This is a genomic window from Cohnella sp. CFH 77786, from assembly GCF_019400745.1.
Taxonomy (GTDB): domain Bacteria; phylum Bacillota; class Bacilli; order Paenibacillales; family Paenibacillaceae; genus Cohnella.
This window is the reverse complement of record NZ_WJIB01000001.1, coordinates 559,148-576,681: the sequence shown is the minus strand read 5'-3', so window position 1 is coordinate 576,681 and position 17,534 is coordinate 559,148. Positions and strand designations below refer to the sequence as shown.

Genomic DNA, 17,534 nt, shown 5'->3' with positions numbered 1-17,534 from the left:
GTGTAAAGGACAAGTCTCGCTCCCGCGCCTTCGCTTGGGCTACGCCCTCAAGCAGAATGATATTAAACGGGCGGGCGTTGATTCTATATGAATTTAATACGAGAGTCATCGTGATCACAGTTTGATCGGATAGCTGCGTTGGCATGAGCGTTATGTACGAATGGAATCAGCCGACGTTTTTGCAATACGATTCAAACAGCCGAAAACAGGCCATACTTTTCTGAATCACGCCGATAACACGCCCATCCGCCGCCCGAAAAGGATAGCGAAGCGGTTATACTTGATCAAACGCAATTTATTAATATTGGTTATTCATCTCGGATTGATCTTCGATAACACGCCCATCCGCCCGAAAAGGACGGCGCAGCCGTTTTACTTGCCCGATGGGGTATGGTATATTTTGTTCATCCTTTGCGGAATTCATGGCAACGACAGGAGATTGGTGGATGTTCGAGCGATTGCTGCCCGATCAAATCGTGAACACCGTTTTCGATATCGATTTGAACGAATTGAAAGCCCGGAAAGTCCGGGGAATCATCACCGATTTGGACAATACGCTGGTGAGCGCCAAGACCGCGCTCGCGACGCCGGAGCTGGCGGCATGGCTTGACAAAGTCAAGGATGCCGGCTTCAAAGTCGTCATTTTATCCAACAATAACCTGACGAGGGTATCCCGGTTCGCGGACCCTCTCGGGATTCCTTACATTCCCATGGCGCGCAAACCGGCAGGCAGGGCCTTCCGGAAAGCGTTGCAGAAGCTGGAGCTCGAGGCGGACGACGCGGTCGTGGTCGGGGACCAGTTGATGACGGACATGCTCGGCGGCAAAAGAATGGGCCTGCATACGATCCTCGTCACTCCGATCGCGCGGGGAGAGGAAGGCATTTTCACCCGCTTCAACCGGATGATCGAGAAAATCGCGCTGGCCGTTCTCCGCCGCGAGGGCAAATGGCCGGTCCAAGGGGGAGAGCGCAAATGACCCCGTCCGCTTCCGAGCTGTCCCGCTGCTCCGGCTGCGGGATCCCGCTCCAAACCGTCAGCAGGGACAAGCCCGGATACATACCGGAATCGTCGGCGGTACGGGATCCGGCGATCTGCCAGCGCTGCTTCCGGATCAAGAACTACAATGAAGCGTCGACGGTCACGGTGGACCAGGACGAGTTCCTTAAGCTGCTCGGAAGCATTGGGCAGACCGACAGCCTCGTCGTCCATATCGTCGACCTGTTCGATTTCGAAGGCAGCCTGATTTCGGGGCTGCAGCGCTTCGTCGGCCATAACGAAGTGCTGCTCGTCGTGAACAAGATCGACCTGCTTCCTCGCGTGACCAATTGGAACCGGCTGCGGAACTGGGTGCAGAAGCAGGCCAAAGAGAACGGACTCAAGGTGGCCGACATCGTGCTGTGCAGCGCGAGAAGAGGCACCGGTTTCGACCGCGTGGTCGAATCGGTGGCCCGCCTGCGGGGAACCCGCGACGTCTATGTCGTCGGAGCAACCAACGTCGGCAAGAGCACGCTCATCAACCGGCTGATCGCGGATTACAGCGATTTGCGCCGGGAATTGACCGTGTCCCGCTATCCGGGCACGACGCTCGACGCGGTCCGCATCCCGCTCGACGATGGCAAGCATATCGTCGATACGCCGGGCATCGTCTACGAATCCCGGCTGACCGAAATCATTCCGCGCGGCGATCTGGCCGCCGTGCTGCCGGACAAACCGCTGAAGCCGCTCACGTTCCAGCTTAACGAGAAGCAGACGCTGTTTTTCGGCGCTTTGGCGCGGTTCGATTTCGTGGAAGGGGAGCACCAGTCTTTTACGGTTTATGCGTCATCCGGAATCCCCGTCCATCGGACGAAACTCGAACGGGCGGACGAATTGTACGCCGAGCATAAAGGCGTCATGCTCGCGCCGCCGGCCCTGGAAGACCTGGCATCCCTGCCTCCGTGGACCCGGCACCGGCTGCGGATTCCGAGAGGCTTGAAACAGGATATTTTCATTTCGGGACTGGGCTGGATCAAAGCGAACGGCTCCTCCGGCGCCATAGTGGACGTGTTCGCCCCGAGAGGCATCAAGGTGATGCTGCGGGACTCCATGATTTGAAGCGCGGCGCGAGTCGCAGGACAGAGAGGAGCAATGCACCGGCATGGACAGCAATACCGTCATGTACGGAGTCATCGGGGACCCGATCGGCCATTCGAAATCCCCGCTCATGCAGAACCGCGCGTTTCGGGAAACCGGGGTGAACGGTACGTATGCGGCATTCCGCGTGAAGCCGGAGCGGCTGGGAGAAGCCGTCGCGGGCATGCGGGCGCTGGGCTTCCGGGGACTGAACGTCACCATTCCCCACAAGGTGGACGTGATGGCCTATTTGGACGCAATCGACGAAGGAGCCATGGCCATCGGCGCCGTTAACACGATCGTGAACGAGAACGGCAGGCTGGTCGGCTACAATACGGACGGGATCGGCTATGTCCGATCCTTGAAGGAAGAAGCGGAGCCGGAGCTGGCGGGCAAAAAAATCGTCGTGCTGGGCGCGGGGGGAGCGGCCCGGGGCATCCTGTGGGCATTAAACCGGGAACGTCCGGCCTCGCTCCTCGTCGCGAACCGAACATGGGATAAGGCGAAGGCGCTCGCGGACCATCTCGGCGAAGGCTCCGGGTCGATCGCGAAGGCGATCCGCTGGGAGGAGCTCCGCGAAGCGTGCCTTGAGGCAGACGTCGTCGTAAACACGACGTCGGTCGGCATGGCGCCGAACGTATCCGAGACGCCGGTCGACCCGGCTTGGCTCAAGCCCGGAGCGGTGGCGAGCGATCTTATCTACAATCCGCTCACGACGGCCTTCCTGCAGCAGGCGCAAGAACGCGGCTGCCGGATCCACGGCGGACTCGGGATGTTCGTCTATCAAGGCGCCTACGCCTTCGAATATTGGACCGGGCAACCGGCCCCCGCGGCGGCCATGCGGGAAGAAGTGTTGGCCTCATTCACAGGAAAGTAGGAACCTCGAATGCTCACCGGAAAACAAAAACGTTATTTGCGTTCGCTCGCCCATCACCTCGACCCGATTTTCCAGGTGGGCAAGGGCGGCGTGAACGACCATTTGATCCGACACATCGAAGAAGCGATCGAGACGCGCGAGCTGATCAAGGTGTCGGTACTCAACAACTCCCTGGAGGAAGCCCGCGAGATCGCGCCGGAGCTGGCGGAACGGTCCGGCTCCGAGCTGGTCCAGGTCATCGGCAAAACGATCGTGCTGTACAAACAGGCCCATGAGGAGAAGAATCGTACAATCGAGCTTCCCAAGTAACGAGTTTGGCCAAGGAAGGCGTGATCGCATGAGGAGGACCGGTTTGTTCGGGGGGACGTTCGATCCGATCCACTACGGGCATCTGCTCGCGGCCGAATCGGCGCGAGAAGCCGCGAAGCTGGAGGAGGTATGGTTCATCCCGACCTTCGTTCCTCCCCATAAGTCCCATCCTGGCGCGGATTCCGAGAACCGGCGGCGCATGCTGGAGACGGCATTGGCGGATTGCCCGGGCTTCCGGGTCGAGGAGATCGAACTGTCCCGTCAGGGAGTATCGTACACGATCGATACGGTGAACGCGTTGCACGAGCGGTACCAGGACCGCGCGTTCTACTGGATCGTCGGTTCGGACATGGTGAAAGACTTGCCGAATTGGCGGCAAGCCGAGGAACTGGCTGAGAAGGTGACCTTCATCGGCCTCGAGAGACCGGGAGAACCGTGCGATGAGGTCGATCTCCCGTCCTATGTCCGGCGCAAGCTGCTGCGGGCGTCGATGCCGCCGATCGGGATTTCGTCCACGGACATCCGCCGCCGCCGCAAGGAAGGCCGGTCGATCCGGTTCATGACGCCGGAGCCGGTGCACGAATGGATACGGAGGCATGGTCTCTATGAATCTTGAGACGCTCAGGGAAGCGACTCGCAGGCAAATGCCGGATAAAAGGTGGAAGCATACGCTGGGCGTGGTGGAAACGTCCGTGAAGCTCGCGGAGCGGTTCGGCGGCGACGCGGCCAAAGCCGAGCTGGCCGCGCTTCTCCATGATTACGCCAAAGCCTGGCCGATCGACCGGCAGGCGATGGTCATCCGGGAACGCGGGCTGCCGCCGGAGCTGCTGGATTTCGACAAGGAGCTGTGGCACGCGCATGTCGGCGCCTGGGCGGTCCGCGAAGAACACGGGATCGATGACGAAGAGGTGCTGGACGCGATCCGCTATCACACGTCCGGACGGGAACGGATGACGCTGACGGACAAAATCGTCTGTCTGGCCGACTACATCGAGCCGGGCCGCGATTTTCCCGGCGTGAATAAGATCCGAAGACTGGCGGAGCATAGTTTGGAAGAAGGGCTCGTCGCAGGGTTCGATTCCACCATTTCCTTGCTCGTGGAGAAAGGCAAACGGATTTTTCCTTTGACGGTTATCGCTCGAAACGGTCTGATCGATGAATTGAAAAAACGCGGTCAATCCGAACTTCAAGGAGGTTGAGGCATGGCAGGCAAAGCGGAGCAATTGCTGAGAACGGTCGTGGACGGAGCGGAGGACAAAAAGGCCCACGACCTCGTGGCGCTCGATTTGCAAGGGATTTCGCTGGTGGCGGACTATTTCGTCATTTGCCACGGCAATTCCGACACGCAGGTGCTGGCGATCGCGGCGGAAATCCGCAAACGCGCGGAGGAGAGCGGGTTCCGCGTGCGGACGGAAGGTCTGGACACGGCCCGTTGGGTCTTGATCGACATGGGCGATATCGTCGCTCACGTGTTCCATAAGGACGAACGGGAGTACTATCATCTGGAGCGTCTGTGGTCCGACGCGAAGGCCGTGGAAATCGTATGACGCTGCAAGCCGGGACGACCGTGCAACTCCGGGTGCGCCGGGAAACGCCTCCTTACGGTTGGTTCGTCGGGGAGGGGGAAGAAGGCGGCGCCGACATTCTGCTTCCGTACGGCGAGGCCGTCGTCCGCCGTCCCCAGCCGGGTGACGAAGCGGAGTTCTTTTTGTTTCACGACGATAAGGGCCGCTTGACCGCCACGCAGCGCAAGCCGCACATTCAACTTGGGCAGTTGGCCCGCTTGACGGTGGCCGATTTTCATCCGCGGTTCGGGTATTTCCTTGAAATGGGCATCGGACGCCAGCTGCTGCTTCCGGCGAAGGAACTTCCGGAAGCGCGCAGGAACGTCTGGCCGGAGAAGGGCGACGAGCTGCACGTCGTCATGAAGCACGACAAAGAAGGGCGCATGCTTGCCCGGCTTGCCAAAATCGATGATTTCGCCGGTCTCGTCATCCGAGCCCCGCAGACCTGGCGAAACGAGTGGAAAGAAGCTTGGGTGACGGACGTATTCCGCGACGGGGCGTTCGCTCTGGTGGAAGGCGGTATGGTCGGCTATGGCGCGCTTGGTTACGTTCACGAGTCGGTCATGACCGTCCCTTTGAGGATCGGGCAGAAATTCCAGGCGAGAATCGCCCAAGTCCGGGATGACGGCCGGGTGACGCTAAGCATGCGGCATCAGAAGGAGAAAGGCCGGCTGGAAGACGCCGATCGGATCCTGAATTTCTTGAAGGAGCGGCCCGGCGGGGGCATGCCCTATTCCGACGAGACGCCGGCCGACATCATCCAGAAGCGCTTCGGCCTCAGCAAGTCGGCGTTCAAACGCGCGGTCGGCAAGCTCATGAAAGAAGGACTCGTGACCCAAAAGGCGAGCTGGACGTATTTGACCGGCGATCCCGCATCTGCCGGTTCTGACGGCAACGCTTCGGCGATGCCGGATCGGGAAGCGGGCCGGACAGCCGAGGAGAGGGGATCTCCGGAAGTCTGAGGCGGGATCCGGGGAACAGCCTAGATCGAGCAACCATGACAGGAGGACAGTTCAATGCGTTCCTACCGGGAGTTCGCGGCCGTATACGACCGGTTGATGGAAGAAATGCCTTACGCGGAGTGGCTGAGCTTCGCCAGACGCTGCTTCGAGCGGTACGGCATTCCGAAGTCGGTCGTCGACCTCGGCTGCGGCACCGGCAACATTTCCATCCCGCTCGCGAAGTCGGGCTTTGAAGTGTTCGGCATCGACCTGTCGGCCGAGATGCTGGCCATCGCGCGCAGCAAATGGGACGAGCCGCCAGCGGGCGGCACGCGCGGCGGCAGCGGATCGATCCGCTGGCTGCAGCAGGACATGCGCGATTGGGATTTGCCGAAGCCGGTCGACGCCGTCATCAGCTTCTGCGATTGCCTGAATTATTTGACGGAGGCGGAGGACGTCGTCAGGACGTTCCGCCGGACGTACGAGGGTCTCGCTCCGGGCGGGCTGTTCGTCTTCGACGTCCACGCGCCGCGCACGCTGGAGCGGTATGCCGAGGAACAGCCTTTCGTTTACGACGAGCGGGATGTCGCCTATTTGTGGACGTCCGAATACGACTCCGGCGAGGGGATTATCCGCCATGACCTGACTTTTTTCGTCCTCGACGAATCGGTCGGGTCCGCGTCCGGCCTGTACCGCCGGTTCACCGAATCCCATGCCCAGCGCGCGTACGATCCGGATTGGCTGGCGGACCGGCTTGCCGAAGTAGGGTTCGAGCTGCTGCACCGGGCTGCCGATTTCGCGTGGGAAGCGCCGGACGAGGAATCCGAGAGACTGTTTTACGCGGCAAGAAAGCCGTCATGAGAACTAGCCTGCGTCCCCATGCCGGACGGAGGCTGTTTTTCTTTTCGCCGAAGGGAAACGGAATTCGAACGAAGCTCCGCCCATTGGCGAATCCCCGCAGGCGATCGTCGCCCCGATCCGTTCGCCTATCCGGCGGCAGATGGCCAAGCCGAGTCCCGTCCCTCCTCCGGGTCCTTTGAAGAAACGGGAAAAGATGCGTTCCCGCATCGCTTCCGGAACGCCGTCCCCGTCATCCTCCACCCGGTACGCCCATCCCCCGCCGGTTTCTTCCACCGTGATCCGAACGTTGCCCTTGCTGTGGCGGACTGCATTATGCACCAAATTCAGCAGCACCTGGAACACTTGGTCGGCCGGCGCTTCCGCTTCCGCCGATTCCGGGCCCGCCACCTTTACGTCAACCTGTCTTTCCCCGGCGAACGGAGCGATGATTTCCGCCGCATGTTCCGCCATTTCCCGTAAATCGACGTTCTGGGTCGGCCATGCTTCGTTGGTGCTTTCCAGCCGGCTCCATTCGAGCAGTTTCTCGACCATCTGAACGACCCGGGCCGATTCGGTGCGGATGACGCCGACCGCTTGATGGACCGGAACGACCTGGTCCTGGATCGCCAAGGCGTAGCCTTGAATGGACATCAGCGGCGTTTTGAGCTCGTGGGACACGGTGTGCAGAAAAGCCTGCTGATGTTCGTGATGGTGCCGGATACGTTCCGCCATCGACCGGAAAGTGTTGATCAACTGGCCGATTTCCGACTCCGTTTCGCCTTCGGGGATTGCCGTCGCCTGTTGATACGGCTGGAACTCGCCGACGGCTTTCTGAAGGCGCTTGAGGGGCCGTGTCGTATTCCAGACGAAGAGAAAACCGACCATGAAAATGAACAGCGTGCTTGCGCCGAGCGCCGCGGCGGAAACGCCGATCCATTGGCGGTTAAATCCCGTCAAATCTTCGATCGGCGTGAACAACATGAGCCGCATCTTTCCCGGATCGATATCGTCGACCGTATACAGCCATTCGCTTTCGCGTTCCCTCAATTTGCCCGTCGTGCCGCTCGGTCCCGCCGAAACGACCGTTCCGATCCAGGACGTATCGCTGGAGGCGACAACCTTGTTCGCCGAATTGAGGACGGCATAGTCCGCGTTAAAGAGGTGATTTTTGAAACGCAGCTCGAGGGCGGCGTCGTCCAGGTCGGAAATCTGGCCGCCGTTCAGCACTTCCAGCGCTTTTTCAAGTTGGATCTCCAGCTGGGTTCGGGCTTGGTCGCGAAACAGCTCGGTCGTATAGCGGGAAAACAGCACGATCGTCACCGCAATGGAAAAAACCATGACGAGAAACAGCGACAGGAACAAACGTCCGCGGATCGTTCTCATGGGCCCTTGACCGTCGCTTTGTATCCGAAGCCCCAGACGGTTTCGATCGAAACCTCCGCTTTCGCTTCCGCCAGCTTGCGGCGCAGGCGCTTGACCAAATCGTCGACCACCCGCTCGTCGCCGAGAAAATCGTACTGCCACACGTTCCGAATCAGCTGTTCCCGGCTGAAGGGCCGGTCCTGGCGGGCGAGGAAGTACGTGAAAAGCTCATACTCGCGGGAGGTAAGAGGCAATTCGTTTCCGTCCACTTCCACGCGGCGGTAGTCCCGGAAGAGCGTGACATTGCCGACTTGCAAGGCTTGGCCCCGATCGCCGGGGGGAGCGGATTGCGAGTGCGAAGCGACCAGCCGAAGCAACGACTTGACCCTTACGACGAGCTCGCGGGGATTAAAGGGCTTGGACAGGAAATCGTTGCAGCCGAGTTCGAGTCCGATAATCCGGTCCGTTTCGTCTCCCTTGGCGGAGATCATCACGATCGGAATTTCGGTAAACGTCCTCAGCTCCGTCAGAAGCGCAAGCCCGTTGATGCCAGGCATCATGATATCCAGGACGAGCGCGTCCGGCCTAACGGTGCGAACGAAATCGACCAGCCCCGTACCCTCTTCGAAAACCGAAACCCGGAAACCTTCCTTGCGCAAATATTCCGCAATCAGCTCCAGAATCGGCGGATCGTCATCGACAACCACGACATGGGACATCAAGAATCGCCTCCGGCATTTGTACAGGATGGCTTAAGTTTAACATAATCCGAAAGAAATCCTCTCCCTCTTCGGGGAGGACTTAAGGCGGTGGGTGCATTCACCAGCGTAATAGACGGGAAAGAAGCGAGAAGACCGGCTTCTCGCTTCTTTCAATCATTCAGAATATAAGTTTCACGCCGCCCATTCATTTCTGAATGATCTTCGCCAAACACGACATGCTTTGTACCAAGAGAATGTCGTGTTTAATTGCAATTAATGTTTAGCCGCAGGCTTCGTTTCCGTTTGATTAGCGGATTGCTTGGCTGTCGTTGTCGTTTTGGACGCCGGTTTCTTCGCGGATTTTTTCACGGCTTTGACGCTTTTCTTTGCTGTTTTTTTGGCCGTTTTATGCGCTGTTTTTGCCGCTTTTTTGGCCGTTTTATGTGCTGTTTTTGCAGCTTTCTTGGTCGTTTTATGCGCTGTCTTTACCGCTTTCTTGTTTGCGGTTGCGGTTTTTTTCGCCGTCTTGGCGGCAGTTACCGCTGCTTTTTTGGCTGCTTCCTTCGCCGTTTTGCGGTTGACCTTCGCTTTTTTCGTTTTCTTTTTGTGCTGCGCATGCTTGACCGCCGATTTGCCGGCCGTCGTCTTGGTTCCTTCGGACTTCGCCGCGACCGTCGTCTTGGTGCTTTCCGACTTCGCCTGGGCCGTCGTTTTCGCTGCCGGGGCGGTGGCGGCAAATGCGCTTCCGGCGCCGGTAACGAGCAGCACCGCGGTCAAGCCTGCAATCAACTTCTTGGACATTTTCATCGTTCATTTCCCCTTTCGGAATTTGGGCTACGAGTTCATCATAGCCCGCTTTTTTGAGAGGGGTTTGAGACAAATGTGAGAAATCGATATGAATCGGACGGGAAAAATAAGGGAAGCACGGAGGGGGCGCCCTTGACATCTTTTGCGTCGGATGGCTATAATCAGGGCATATCTTGGCGTTGAAGAGGAATAGTAGTCGGCAAGCGTCCAACAGAGAGCCGGGAAGGGTGGAAACCGGCGGATGGCTGCGGCGAACTCGCCTTGGAGCCTTCGCATGAACCGGGCATGGCAGGTTGGCCCGACAATTGCGGCGTCCCCCCTCGTTACGGGGATCAAGTGGGCGGATTCCCAAGCAGGGAGACGCCAACTAGGGTGGTACCACGGGAAGAGATCCTCCCGTCCCTAGCGATAATCGCTGGGGGCGGGAGTTTTTTATTTTTATCATTCGGAATTGATAAGTTACGCTCCTATTCATTTCTGAATGATCTTCGAGAAAAACGACATTCTCCGCAGCAAGAGGACGACGCAGCGTTTTTACTTCTCCTCGGAGGATTCGAACAAAGGAGATAGGCAAACCATGAGCCAAGAAAACCAACAAGGTTACAGACCGCAGATCATCGAGCCCAAATGGCAGAAGTACTGGGACGAGAACAAGACGTTCCGCACGACGGAAGATCCGGGCAAACCGAAATTTTACGCCCTCGACATGTTCCCTTATCCTTCGGGGGCGGGACTTCACGTCGGCCATCCGGAAGGCTACACGGCTACCGACATCGTAAGCCGCTACAAGCGGATGAGGGGCTTTAACGTACTCCATCCGATGGGGTGGGACGCATTCGGCTTGCCGGCCGAACAGTACGCGCTTCAAACGGGACGCCATCCCCGCGACATCACGGCGGAGAACGTCGACAACTTCCGCCGCCAGATCAAGTCGCTCGGCTTCTCGTACGATTGGGAGCGCGAGTTCAGCACGACGGATCCCGAATACTACAAATGGACCCAATGGATTTTCATCCAACTGTACAAGAAAGGCTTGGCCTACGTGGCCGAGGTGCCGGTGAACTGGTGCCCGGCGCTCGGGACCGTACTCGCCAACGAGGAAGTCATCGACGGCAAGAGCGAGCGGGGCGGGCATCCGGTCATCCGCAAGCCGATGAGGCAATGGATGCTCAAGATCACCGAATACGCGGAACGCCTGTTGGAAGACCTCGAGGAGCTGGACTGGTCGGAAAGCATCAAGGACATGCAGCGCAATTGGATCGGCAAGTCGACCGGAGCGGAAGTCGTCTTCGCGATCGACGGCCATGACGCGGCGCTCACGGTGTTCACGACAAGACCGGATACGCTGTTCGGCGCCACTTATTGCGTGCTGGCGCCGGAGCATGAGCTGGTGGCCCGGATCGCGGCGCCCGGGCAGAAGGCGGCTGTCGATGCCTATGTCGATCAAGCGGCGCGCAAAAGCGATCTGGAACGGACCGACTTGGCGAAGGAGAAAACGGGCGTGTTCACGGGGGCTTACGCGGTGAATCCGGTCAGCGGCTCCAAGGTGCCGATCTGGATCGCGGATTACGTGCTCGGCGGCTACGGCACGGGAGCCATCATGGCGGTGCCGGGGCATGACGAGCGGGACTGGGAGTTCGCGAAGAAATTCGGGCTGCCCATCGTGGAAGTCGTGCAAGGCGGCAACGTCGAGGAGGCCGCGTATGCCGGAGACGGCGCGCACGTCAATTCGGATTTCCTGAACGGGCTGCAGACGCCGGACGCGATCCGCGCGATGATCGACTGGCTGGAGAAGAACGGCAAGGGACAAGGCAAAGTCACCTACCGCCTCCGCGATTGGCTGTTCAGCCGCCAGCGGTACTGGGGAGAGCCGATCCCGATCCTTCATTACGAGGACGGCACGATGGAGACGGTGCCGGAAGAAGAGCTGCCGCTGCTGCTGCCGGAACTCGAAGCGATCGAGCCTTCCGGCACGGGCGAGTCGCCGCTGGCCAACGCCGAAGACTGGCTGTACGTCACGGATCCGAAGACCGGCCGCCGCGCGCGCCGGGAAACGAACACGATGCCGCAATGGGCAGGCAGCTGTTGGTATTACCTAAGGTTCATCGATCCTCGCAACGACAAGGAAATTTGCTCGCCGGAGAAGCAGCGCGAGTGGCTGCCCGTCGACCTCTACATCGGCGGCGCGGAGCACGCGGTCCTGCATCTGCTGTACGCCCGTTTCTGGCATAAGGTGCTGTACGACCTCGGCGTCGTATCGACGAAAGAGCCGTTCCATAAGCTGGTCAACCAGGGCATGATTTTGGGCACGAACAACGAGAAAATGTCCAAATCGCGCGGCAACGTCATCAATCCGGACGAGATCGTGAACGAATTCGGGGCCGACACGCTGCGGATGTACGAGATGTTCATGGGGCCGCTCGAAGCGACGAAGCCGTGGAACACGAACGGCGTGGAGGGCGTGTACCGCTTCCTCTCCCGCGTCTGGCGGCTGTTCGTGGACGACAGCGGCAAGCTGAGCGGCAAGATCCGGAACGTGCCGGGCGAGGAAACGTTCCGCCGGACCTGGCACCGGACGATCAAGAAAATCACCGAAGACTACGAGGGGCTTCGCTTCAATACGGCGATCAGCCAGCTCATGATTTTCGTCAACGACGCTTACAAGACCGAAACGCTGCCGAAACAAGCGATGGAGCACTTCGTGCAGCTGCTTTCTCCGATCGCTCCGCATATCGCCGAGGAACTGTGGGAGCGGCTTGGAAATCAAGGTTCCGTATCGTACGTGCCGTGGCCGGAGTACGATCCGGCGTTGACCGTCGACGCCGAAGTGGAAATCGCGGTTCAGGTAAACGGCAAAATCGCCGGTCGCGTAAGCGTCCCTTCCGATTTGGACGAAGCGGGCATGCAGGAGGCGGCTTTGTCGCTCGAGAAGGTGAAGGCGCTGATCGAAGGAAAAACGGTACGGAAGGTCATCGCGGTCAAAGGCAAGCTCGTCAACATCGTCGCGAACTAACAAGAAGGGCGGCCTCTCCCGCTAAGGAGAACCGCCCTTCTCGGTATCGCCGGACTCGCGGAGGGAAGCCTCGACTTTCGCCAAATCTTCGGCGAACTTCTCGTGCGTGACCCGGAAGACGGAAGGAAAAGCCTCGGCCGTGGAAGCGCGGAGAGCGTCCAGCGCGGCGGCGGTAATGCCTCCGGGGACGGAAACGCGGGTTTGAAGCTCCTGCGTCGAGAAGCCTTGTTCGACGAGCAGCCTCGCGGTTCCGAGCAGCATTTCCGCTGCGAGGGTTTCCGCCTTGCCGCGTTCCATCCCCGCGTGCCGGACGGCCGCATCCGCGAATTCCCCGAGCAGAAACGCGAAAAAAGCCGGGCCGCAGCTGGAAATATCGGAAGCGGCTCGGACATCGTCTTCCCGGATTTCGACCGGCCGGCTAATGGTCGAGAACAGCTCCGTCAATCGGTTCCGATCCTCCGGAGCGAGACGGGTTCCCCACATGGCCAGGGAAGCGCCGGCCTTCGCCTTGTTGACGATGCTCGGGATCACTTTGGCGACTTTGCACGGCAGCGCCCTTTCCAGTTGTTCCAGCTTGACGGGACTCGTAATGGAAACCGCGATTTGGCCGGTATGAAGCACGGGCGCGATTTCCGTCAGCACCGCCCGGAAATCGGACGGTTTCACGCACAAGAACAAGAGGTCCGCATCGCGGGCCGCGTCGGCGTTCGAGGGAGCCAGCCGGAGTCCGGGATACCTGCGCGTCAAGGCTTCTGCTTTGGAGGGAGTACGGGAAGAGACCGCGACGTTCGCGGGTAGCATGGCGCCGGCATCGATAAAAGCCCCGACGAGCAAGCTTCCCATGCTGCCGGTTCCGATGAAGCCGACTTTCATCCATCGTCCCTCCTTTTCCCTGGTTCGTTTCATCCCACTATATGAGAATGAACCGCGCCGCATGACGGCTTTTCGAAAAGCGTGCGCGGAAAGGGGCGAAAGAAATGGCCTATTTTTTCCCCGGTCAGCCTAGGAAAACGTCCGCGGGGATCTTTGGATGGTTGGTTGCCTCCGCGGGAGCCGCTGTGCTGCTGTATCTGCTTCTGGCTCCCGAGGATCGGGGCATTCCGGGCTGGCAGCCGGTGAACGGCTCCTTACAGGCGACGTTGGCTGCGGAAAGCGGCCAGGCGGAATCGACGGCCCCGACTGCCGCTTCCTCACCCGGGCTTGCGGCTCCCGCGCCATCCGCGCCCGCTGGAGGGCCTGCGGCGACGCCGGCAGAGCCGGTTCCATCGGCAGGTTCGACCGCGGCCCCATCCGCCGCAGCCGCCGAATCTTCCGGACGGGAGCCGGTTTCGGCTCCCGTAGCCAAACCAGCGGCTGGGCTGCTTGACTTGAACGCGGCAACGGAATCGGAATTGGACGGACTTCCGGGCATCGGTCCCTCCAAAGCGAAAGCCATCGCAGCTTATCGCGACGCCCGCAGCGGCTTTCGTTCCGTCGACGAGCTGCTGCAGGTGAAGGGCATCGGCACGAAGCTGCTCGAAAGGATCCGCCCGCTGGTGACCGTGGCGCAGTCACCGCCATGATGCGGCGAATCGGCTTTACAATCATCCTTTATTTGCGACAATAGAGTGAAAATCCACGAACGGAGGGAGGCCAATCATGCCGGCATCTGTGCGTAAAGACTGGGACACCTATTTCATGGACATCGCGTTCATGGTCTCCACCCGTTCCCGCTGTCCCCGGCGGCATGTCGGAGCGGTCCTCGTCCAAGGAAAGAAGCTGCTCGGCACCGCCTACAACGGCGCGCCGATGGGGGTTCCCGATTGCTCGGAGGCGGGCTGCATGATCGTGGAAGAGTTCGAACCGGCGGGAGGATCGGAGGCTTCCGGCGGTATCAAAGTGAAGCAGCGCTGCATCCGGACGATCCACGCGGAACAGAACCTTCTGCTGTTTACCGACCGGATCGACCGAGAAGGCTCCGTTGTGTACGTGACCGACCAACCTTGCTGGACGTGCGCCAACATGCTCGCGAACAGCGGAATCGCGGAAATCGTCTTTCATCGCGTCTATCCCAAGGATTACGACAAGGTCTCCGCGTTGATGGACCAGAGGGGAATCCGGTTCCGCCAAATCGACGGTTACGTACCGCCGCCGGATACCGAAGTGCAGGATGCGATCTGATCGGCGGGCGTGACAAGGAAACGAAACCATTCCACGAGCAAACGAGCGAGGAAGCACCTCCTCCGCCATCCGGCGGGGGAGGTGTTTTTGTCTTCCCGCTCGGCGGGAGGAGAGAACCGATGAACGAACGGCCGCTTGTGGCTTTTGCTTGCTGTTGGCTCGCCGGCGCTTCCGTACCGTCTCTCTGGCCAGGAACCGGCCAACTGACGGCGTACGCAGCGCTTGTGCTTGTCCTAACGGGTTGTTGGCTGACGGGCGGTCTGACCGGACGGCTGGCTTGCGTTTGCTTGGCCGCGTTGCTGCTCGCGTCCGCTGAACGGGCTTGGGTTGACAAGACCGGCGAGTCCGACCTCTCGGCGCGCTGGCGGACGGGATCCGTCCCGGTTCGCGCGGTAGCGGAAGGGACGATCGTCTCTCCGCCGGAGGCGGACGGGGATATCGTGACCTTCCGTTTGTCGGCCGACCGGCTCCGAGAGGATTCATCAGGGGAATTTCCGATCCGCGAAACGGTTCTGGTCAGGGTCAAGCTTAAAGAGCAGGCGGAGCAAGCCGCCGCTTCCGCCTGGAAACGGGGCGACCGGATCCGGGCGGCGGGGATCCCGGAAAAGCCGGCAGACGCGGGCAATTTCGGTGCTTTCGATTACCGGATCTACTTGGAACGGCAAGGGATCCGGTGGCAATGGTCCGTCCGGGGGGCAGAGTCGGTCGAGCCCGTCAAGGCGGCCGTTCCGCCGCACCTCCTTCCCTTGCGCGCGATGGACGATCTCCGAGCCGCGATCGGGCGGTTGATGGATGGCCTCTATCCGAATGGAGACGCCGGATACATGAAAGGTTTGGTCGCGGGCATCTCGGATGAGGTCGATCCCGGCCAATACGACGCTTTCTCCCGGCTCGGTCTTACCCATGTGCTCGCCATTTCGGGATTGCACGTGGGCGTCGTCGTTTTCGTGATTCTCCGGTTCGGCGCGCTGTGCCGATTGACGAGGGAGCGCACGATCGATATCGCCTTTGCCGCCATGCCTTTCTATATGCTGGTAACGGGGGCCTCCCCTTCGGCGGTGCGGGCTTGCCTGATGGCCATGATCGCCTTGGTCCTGGCCAAGCGGCATCGGCTCAAGGACGGCCTGCATCTGCTCGCTGCCGCGGCACTGGCTATGGTCATCTGGGATCCGCACGTCGTCGAAAACGTCAGCTTCCAGCTCTCGTTCGCGGTCACCGCAGGATTGCTTTTGTTCACGCCTTTCGCGGCCGGCGCCCTGAGAGGCGTCCGCCCCCGGTTCCTCCGGGAAGCGCTGGCGGTCGGCATCACGGCTCAAACGGTTTCTTTTCCGCTCACCGTTTACTATTTTCACGGCGTTCACCTGCTCTCGCTTCCGGCCAATCTGATCCTCGTTCCCTTCATCAGCTTCGCTGTGCTCCCGCTCGGCATGGCATCCGTCGCGCTTGGCGCCGCTTGGGCGCCGCTTGGCGCGATTCCGGCGATGCTGGCTTCCGCCGGCAACCGCTTGACCTTCTGGATCGTCGAATTCCTGAACCGTGCCGAAACGCTCCGTACGGTTTGGCCCCAGCCGTCGAGGCTGTGGGTCGTCTGCGCTTACGTTTTGATCGGGGGAACGGTTTGGTTGTTGCGCCGGAAAGCTGCCCTCAAACGAGCGGAGACGGAGACCGGGGCGATCGGCCTGGAGACGGATGCTACGCTTCCTTTGGCGGAGAGCCATGCCGCGCCAAGTCGGTCTCTTCTGCGAGCGGCGGCCGTTAGAGCCTCGCTCGTCTTCGTCTGGGGAGGATGGCTGCTGTGGGGGTACCGGCCCGCCTTCCTGGACGCGGACGCTTACGTCCAATTTCTCGATGTCGGTCAAGGGGACGCGGCCTTGATCCGGACCGGCTCTGGAAAACACGTGCTCGTGGACGCCGGGGGGACGGTCGTGTTCCGCAAACCCGGGGACGAATGGCGGGAACGCCGGGATCCGTACGAAATCGGCCGGAAGCTGCTCGTTCCCTTGCTCCGGCAGAGAGGCGTCCGCGCGCTTGACGCGCTCGTCATCACCCATTTGGACGCCGACCATATGGGAGGCGCGGAAGCCGTGCTGAAGAGCGTTCCTGTTGGGGCCGTGATTTGGAACGGAACTTGGAAACGAAGCCCGGGGGCGGACCGTTTGTTCCGCGAGGCGGAAAGGCGCGGAATCCCGGTTTACGCGGCGAAAAGCGGCATGAAATGGAAACCGGACAATTCCTCCGAAATCGAAGTGCTGTTTCCGGATCCGGAGACGGACAGGGGCGGCAGCGTCCCTCCAGCCGAGCTCCCGGCTCCGCTGCCCGTCCTGGACAAGCAGAACGAGAGCAGCGTCGTGCTGATGCTGACGGTATACGGCAGGCGGTTTCTGCTGACGGGCGACGTCGAAACGCGCGGCGAGACCGATATCGTACGGGAAGCCAGGGAAGCGGGAATGCTTCGGCGGCGGGACACGCATGTTGATGTCATGAAGGCGGCCCATCATGGAAGCAAGACGTCAACCAGTCCGGATTGGCTCGCATGGTGGAAGCCGTCGGAGGCGGTGATTTCCGTCGGTCGGCGCAATCCGTACGGGCACCCGCATCCCGCCGTGGTTGCGAGATTGGCGGGGGCGGGGCTCACCGTGCTCCGAACGGACCGGGACGGCGAGGTCCGCTACCGGGTGACGCCCCGGGGAGCGTTATGGCGCCAAACGAAACGCCCGTCCGGAGAAACCGTTGCGCCATGAGCATATAGGGCTGTGCGCCACGCCCCATTTTTGCTAGACTAAAAGTATTGTCCGCAAAGCCGGAAAAAAGGCTTCCGGCGCGGTGCAACCTTTCGGAGGACACGG

The 17,534-nt window shown here is 60.5% G+C and carries 17 protein-coding genes and 1 other annotated feature; of the genes, 13 read left to right on the top strand and 4 right to left on the bottom strand.

Annotated features, from left to right (window positions below):
• Positions 1-446: 446 nt before the first annotated feature.
• The 9 genes from GE107_RS02715 to GE107_RS02675 are packed head-to-tail and all read left to right on the top strand — an operon-like array spanning position 447 to position 6,666.
• Positions 447-977, top strand: a complete 531-nt coding sequence (locus tag GE107_RS02715; RefSeq protein ID WP_219637917.1) for a YqeG family HAD IIIA-type phosphatase — start codon at positions 447-449, stop codon at positions 975-977.
• Positions 974-2,095, top strand: coding sequence for a ribosome biogenesis GTPase YqeH (gene yqeH, locus GE107_RS02710; protein WP_219637916.1), 1,122 nt, complete (start codon positions 974-976; stop codon positions 2,093-2,095). The genes GE107_RS02715 and yqeH overlap by 4 nt, the downstream gene beginning before the upstream one ends.
• A 43-nt stretch (positions 2,096-2,138) precedes the next feature.
• Positions 2,139-2,990 (top strand): shikimate dehydrogenase, encoded by an 852-nt coding sequence (gene aroE / locus GE107_RS02705; RefSeq protein ID WP_219637915.1) that lies wholly within the window; start codon positions 2,139-2,141, stop codon positions 2,988-2,990.
• A 9-nt stretch (positions 2,991-2,999) separates the two neighbouring features.
• Positions 3,000-3,299, top strand: coding sequence for a ribosome assembly RNA-binding protein YhbY (gene yhbY, locus GE107_RS02700; protein ID WP_219637914.1), 300 nt, complete (start codon positions 3,000-3,002; stop codon positions 3,297-3,299).
• 28 nt (positions 3,300-3,327) lie between these two features.
• The gene (gene nadD / locus GE107_RS02695) at positions 3,328-3,915 is read left to right on the top strand and encodes a nicotinate (nicotinamide) nucleotide adenylyltransferase (RefSeq protein ID WP_219637913.1); all 588 of its coding nucleotides are present in this window, start codon (positions 3,328-3,330) and stop codon (positions 3,913-3,915) included.
• Positions 3,905-4,498, top strand: coding sequence for a bis(5'-nucleosyl)-tetraphosphatase (symmetrical) YqeK (gene yqeK, locus GE107_RS02690; protein ID WP_219637912.1), 594 nt, complete (start codon positions 3,905-3,907; stop codon positions 4,496-4,498). The genes nadD and yqeK overlap by 11 nt, the downstream gene beginning before the upstream one ends.
• Positions 4,499-4,501: 3 nt before the next feature.
• Positions 4,502-4,846, top strand: coding sequence for a ribosome silencing factor (rsfS, locus tag GE107_RS02685; protein WP_219637911.1), 345 nt, complete (start codon positions 4,502-4,504; stop codon positions 4,844-4,846).
• Positions 4,843-5,826, top strand: a complete 984-nt coding sequence (locus GE107_RS02680; protein ID WP_219637910.1) for a CvfB family protein — start codon at positions 4,843-4,845, stop codon at positions 5,824-5,826. Before rsfS ends, GE107_RS02680 begins: the two co-directional genes overlap by 4 nt.
• Positions 5,827-5,880: 54 nt before the next feature.
• Positions 5,881-6,666 carry a class I SAM-dependent DNA methyltransferase gene (locus GE107_RS02675; RefSeq protein ID WP_219637909.1) on the top strand — a complete coding sequence of 262 codons (786 nt, stop codon included), beginning with the start codon at positions 5,881-5,883 and terminating at the stop codon, positions 6,664-6,666.
• 3 nt (positions 6,667-6,669) lie between these two features.
• Here the strand turns inward: GE107_RS02675 and GE107_RS02670 are convergent, their stop codons facing one another.
• The 3 genes from GE107_RS02670 to GE107_RS02660 form a co-directional block, all read right to left on the bottom strand.
• Positions 6,670-8,028: a HAMP domain-containing sensor histidine kinase gene (locus GE107_RS02670; RefSeq protein ID WP_219637908.1), complete on the bottom strand. Its 1,359-nt coding sequence runs from the start codon at positions 8,026-8,028 to the stop codon at positions 6,670-6,672.
• Positions 8,025-8,726 (bottom strand): response regulator transcription factor, encoded by a 702-nt coding sequence (locus GE107_RS02665; protein ID WP_219637907.1) that lies wholly within the window; start codon positions 8,724-8,726, stop codon positions 8,025-8,027. Before GE107_RS02665 ends, GE107_RS02670 begins: the two co-directional genes overlap by 4 nt.
• A 255-nt stretch (positions 8,727-8,981) precedes the next feature.
• The gene (locus GE107_RS02660; RefSeq protein WP_219637906.1) at positions 8,982-9,485 is read right to left on the bottom strand and encodes a hypothetical protein; all 504 of its coding nucleotides are present in this window, start codon (positions 9,483-9,485) and stop codon (positions 8,982-8,984) included.
• 200 nt (positions 9,486-9,685) lie between these two features.
• Positions 9,686-9,922: a binding site (T-box leader), on the top strand.
• 170 nt (positions 9,923-10,092) lie between these two features.
• Between GE107_RS02660 and leuS the strand changes: the two genes are divergently transcribed.
• The gene (leuS, locus tag GE107_RS02655) at positions 10,093-12,528 is read left to right on the top strand and encodes a leucine--tRNA ligase (protein WP_219637905.1); all 2,436 of its coding nucleotides are present in this window, start codon (positions 10,093-10,095) and stop codon (positions 12,526-12,528) included.
• 21 nt (positions 12,529-12,549) lie between these two features.
• Here the strand turns inward: leuS and comER are convergent, their stop codons facing one another.
• Positions 12,550-13,401 carry a late competence protein ComER gene (gene comER, locus GE107_RS02650; RefSeq protein ID WP_483298230.1) on the bottom strand — a complete coding sequence of 284 codons (852 nt, stop codon included), beginning with the start codon at positions 13,399-13,401 and terminating at the stop codon, positions 12,550-12,552.
• 104 nt (positions 13,402-13,505) lie between these two features.
• Between comER and GE107_RS02645 the strand changes: the two genes are divergently transcribed.
• The 3 genes from GE107_RS02645 to GE107_RS02635 all read left to right on the top strand — a co-directional run bounded on the left by GE107_RS02645 (position 13,506) and on the right by GE107_RS02635 (position 17,429).
• The gene (locus GE107_RS02645) at positions 13,506-14,090 is read left to right on the top strand and encodes a ComEA family DNA-binding protein (protein WP_219637903.1); all 585 of its coding nucleotides are present in this window, start codon (positions 13,506-13,508) and stop codon (positions 14,088-14,090) included.
• A 76-nt stretch (positions 14,091-14,166) separates the two neighbouring features.
• Positions 14,167-14,688 carry a deoxycytidylate deaminase gene (locus tag GE107_RS02640; RefSeq protein WP_219637902.1) on the top strand — a complete coding sequence of 174 codons (522 nt, stop codon included), beginning with the start codon at positions 14,167-14,169 and terminating at the stop codon, positions 14,686-14,688.
• A 119-nt stretch (positions 14,689-14,807) separates the two neighbouring features.
• Positions 14,808-17,429, top strand: a complete 2,622-nt coding sequence (locus tag GE107_RS02635) for a ComEC/Rec2 family competence protein (protein WP_219637901.1) — start codon at positions 14,808-14,810, stop codon at positions 17,427-17,429.
• Positions 17,430-17,534: the final 105 nt, after the last annotated feature.

Bases quoted from the DNA above. Each gene is read 5' to 3' on its own strand.
- GE107_RS02715 (WP_219637917.1), top strand. From the start codon at position 447: ATGTTCGAGCGATTGCTGCCCGATCAAATCGTGAACACCGTTTTCGAT.
- yqeH (WP_219637916.1), top strand. From the start codon at position 974: ATGACCCCGTCCGCTTCCGAGCTGTCCCGCTGCTCCGGCTGCGGGATC.
- aroE (WP_219637915.1), top strand. From the start codon at position 2,139: ATGGACAGCAATACCGTCATGTACGGAGTCATCGGGGACCCGATCGGC.
- yhbY (WP_219637914.1), top strand. From the start codon at position 3,000: ATGCTCACCGGAAAACAAAAACGTTATTTGCGTTCGCTCGCCCATCAC.
- nadD (WP_219637913.1), top strand. From the start codon at position 3,328: ATGAGGAGGACCGGTTTGTTCGGGGGGACGTTCGATCCGATCCACTAC.
- yqeK (WP_219637912.1), top strand. From the start codon at position 3,905: ATGAATCTTGAGACGCTCAGGGAAGCGACTCGCAGGCAAATGCCGGAT.
- rsfS (WP_219637911.1), top strand. From the start codon at position 4,502: ATGGCAGGCAAAGCGGAGCAATTGCTGAGAACGGTCGTGGACGGAGCG.
- GE107_RS02680 (WP_219637910.1), top strand. From the start codon at position 4,843: ATGACGCTGCAAGCCGGGACGACCGTGCAACTCCGGGTGCGCCGGGAA.
- GE107_RS02675 (WP_219637909.1), top strand. From the start codon at position 5,881: ATGCGTTCCTACCGGGAGTTCGCGGCCGTATACGACCGGTTGATGGAA.
- GE107_RS02670 (WP_219637908.1), bottom strand. From the start codon at position 8,028: ATGAGAACGATCCGCGGACGTTTGTTCCTGTCGCTGTTTCTCGTCATG.
- GE107_RS02665 (WP_219637907.1), bottom strand. From the start codon at position 8,726: ATGTCCCATGTCGTGGTTGTCGATGACGATCCGCCGATTCTGGAGCTG.
- leuS (WP_219637905.1), top strand. From the start codon at position 10,093: ATGAGCCAAGAAAACCAACAAGGTTACAGACCGCAGATCATCGAGCCC.
- comER (WP_483298230.1), bottom strand. From the start codon at position 13,401: ATGAAAGTCGGCTTCATCGGAACCGGCAGCATGGGAAGCTTGCTCGTC.
- GE107_RS02645 (WP_219637903.1), top strand. From the start codon at position 13,506: ATGGCCTATTTTTTCCCCGGTCAGCCTAGGAAAACGTCCGCGGGGATC.
- GE107_RS02640 (WP_219637902.1), top strand. From the start codon at position 14,167: ATGCCGGCATCTGTGCGTAAAGACTGGGACACCTATTTCATGGACATC.
- GE107_RS02635 (WP_219637901.1), top strand. From the start codon at position 14,808: ATGAACGAACGGCCGCTTGTGGCTTTTGCTTGCTGTTGGCTCGCCGGC.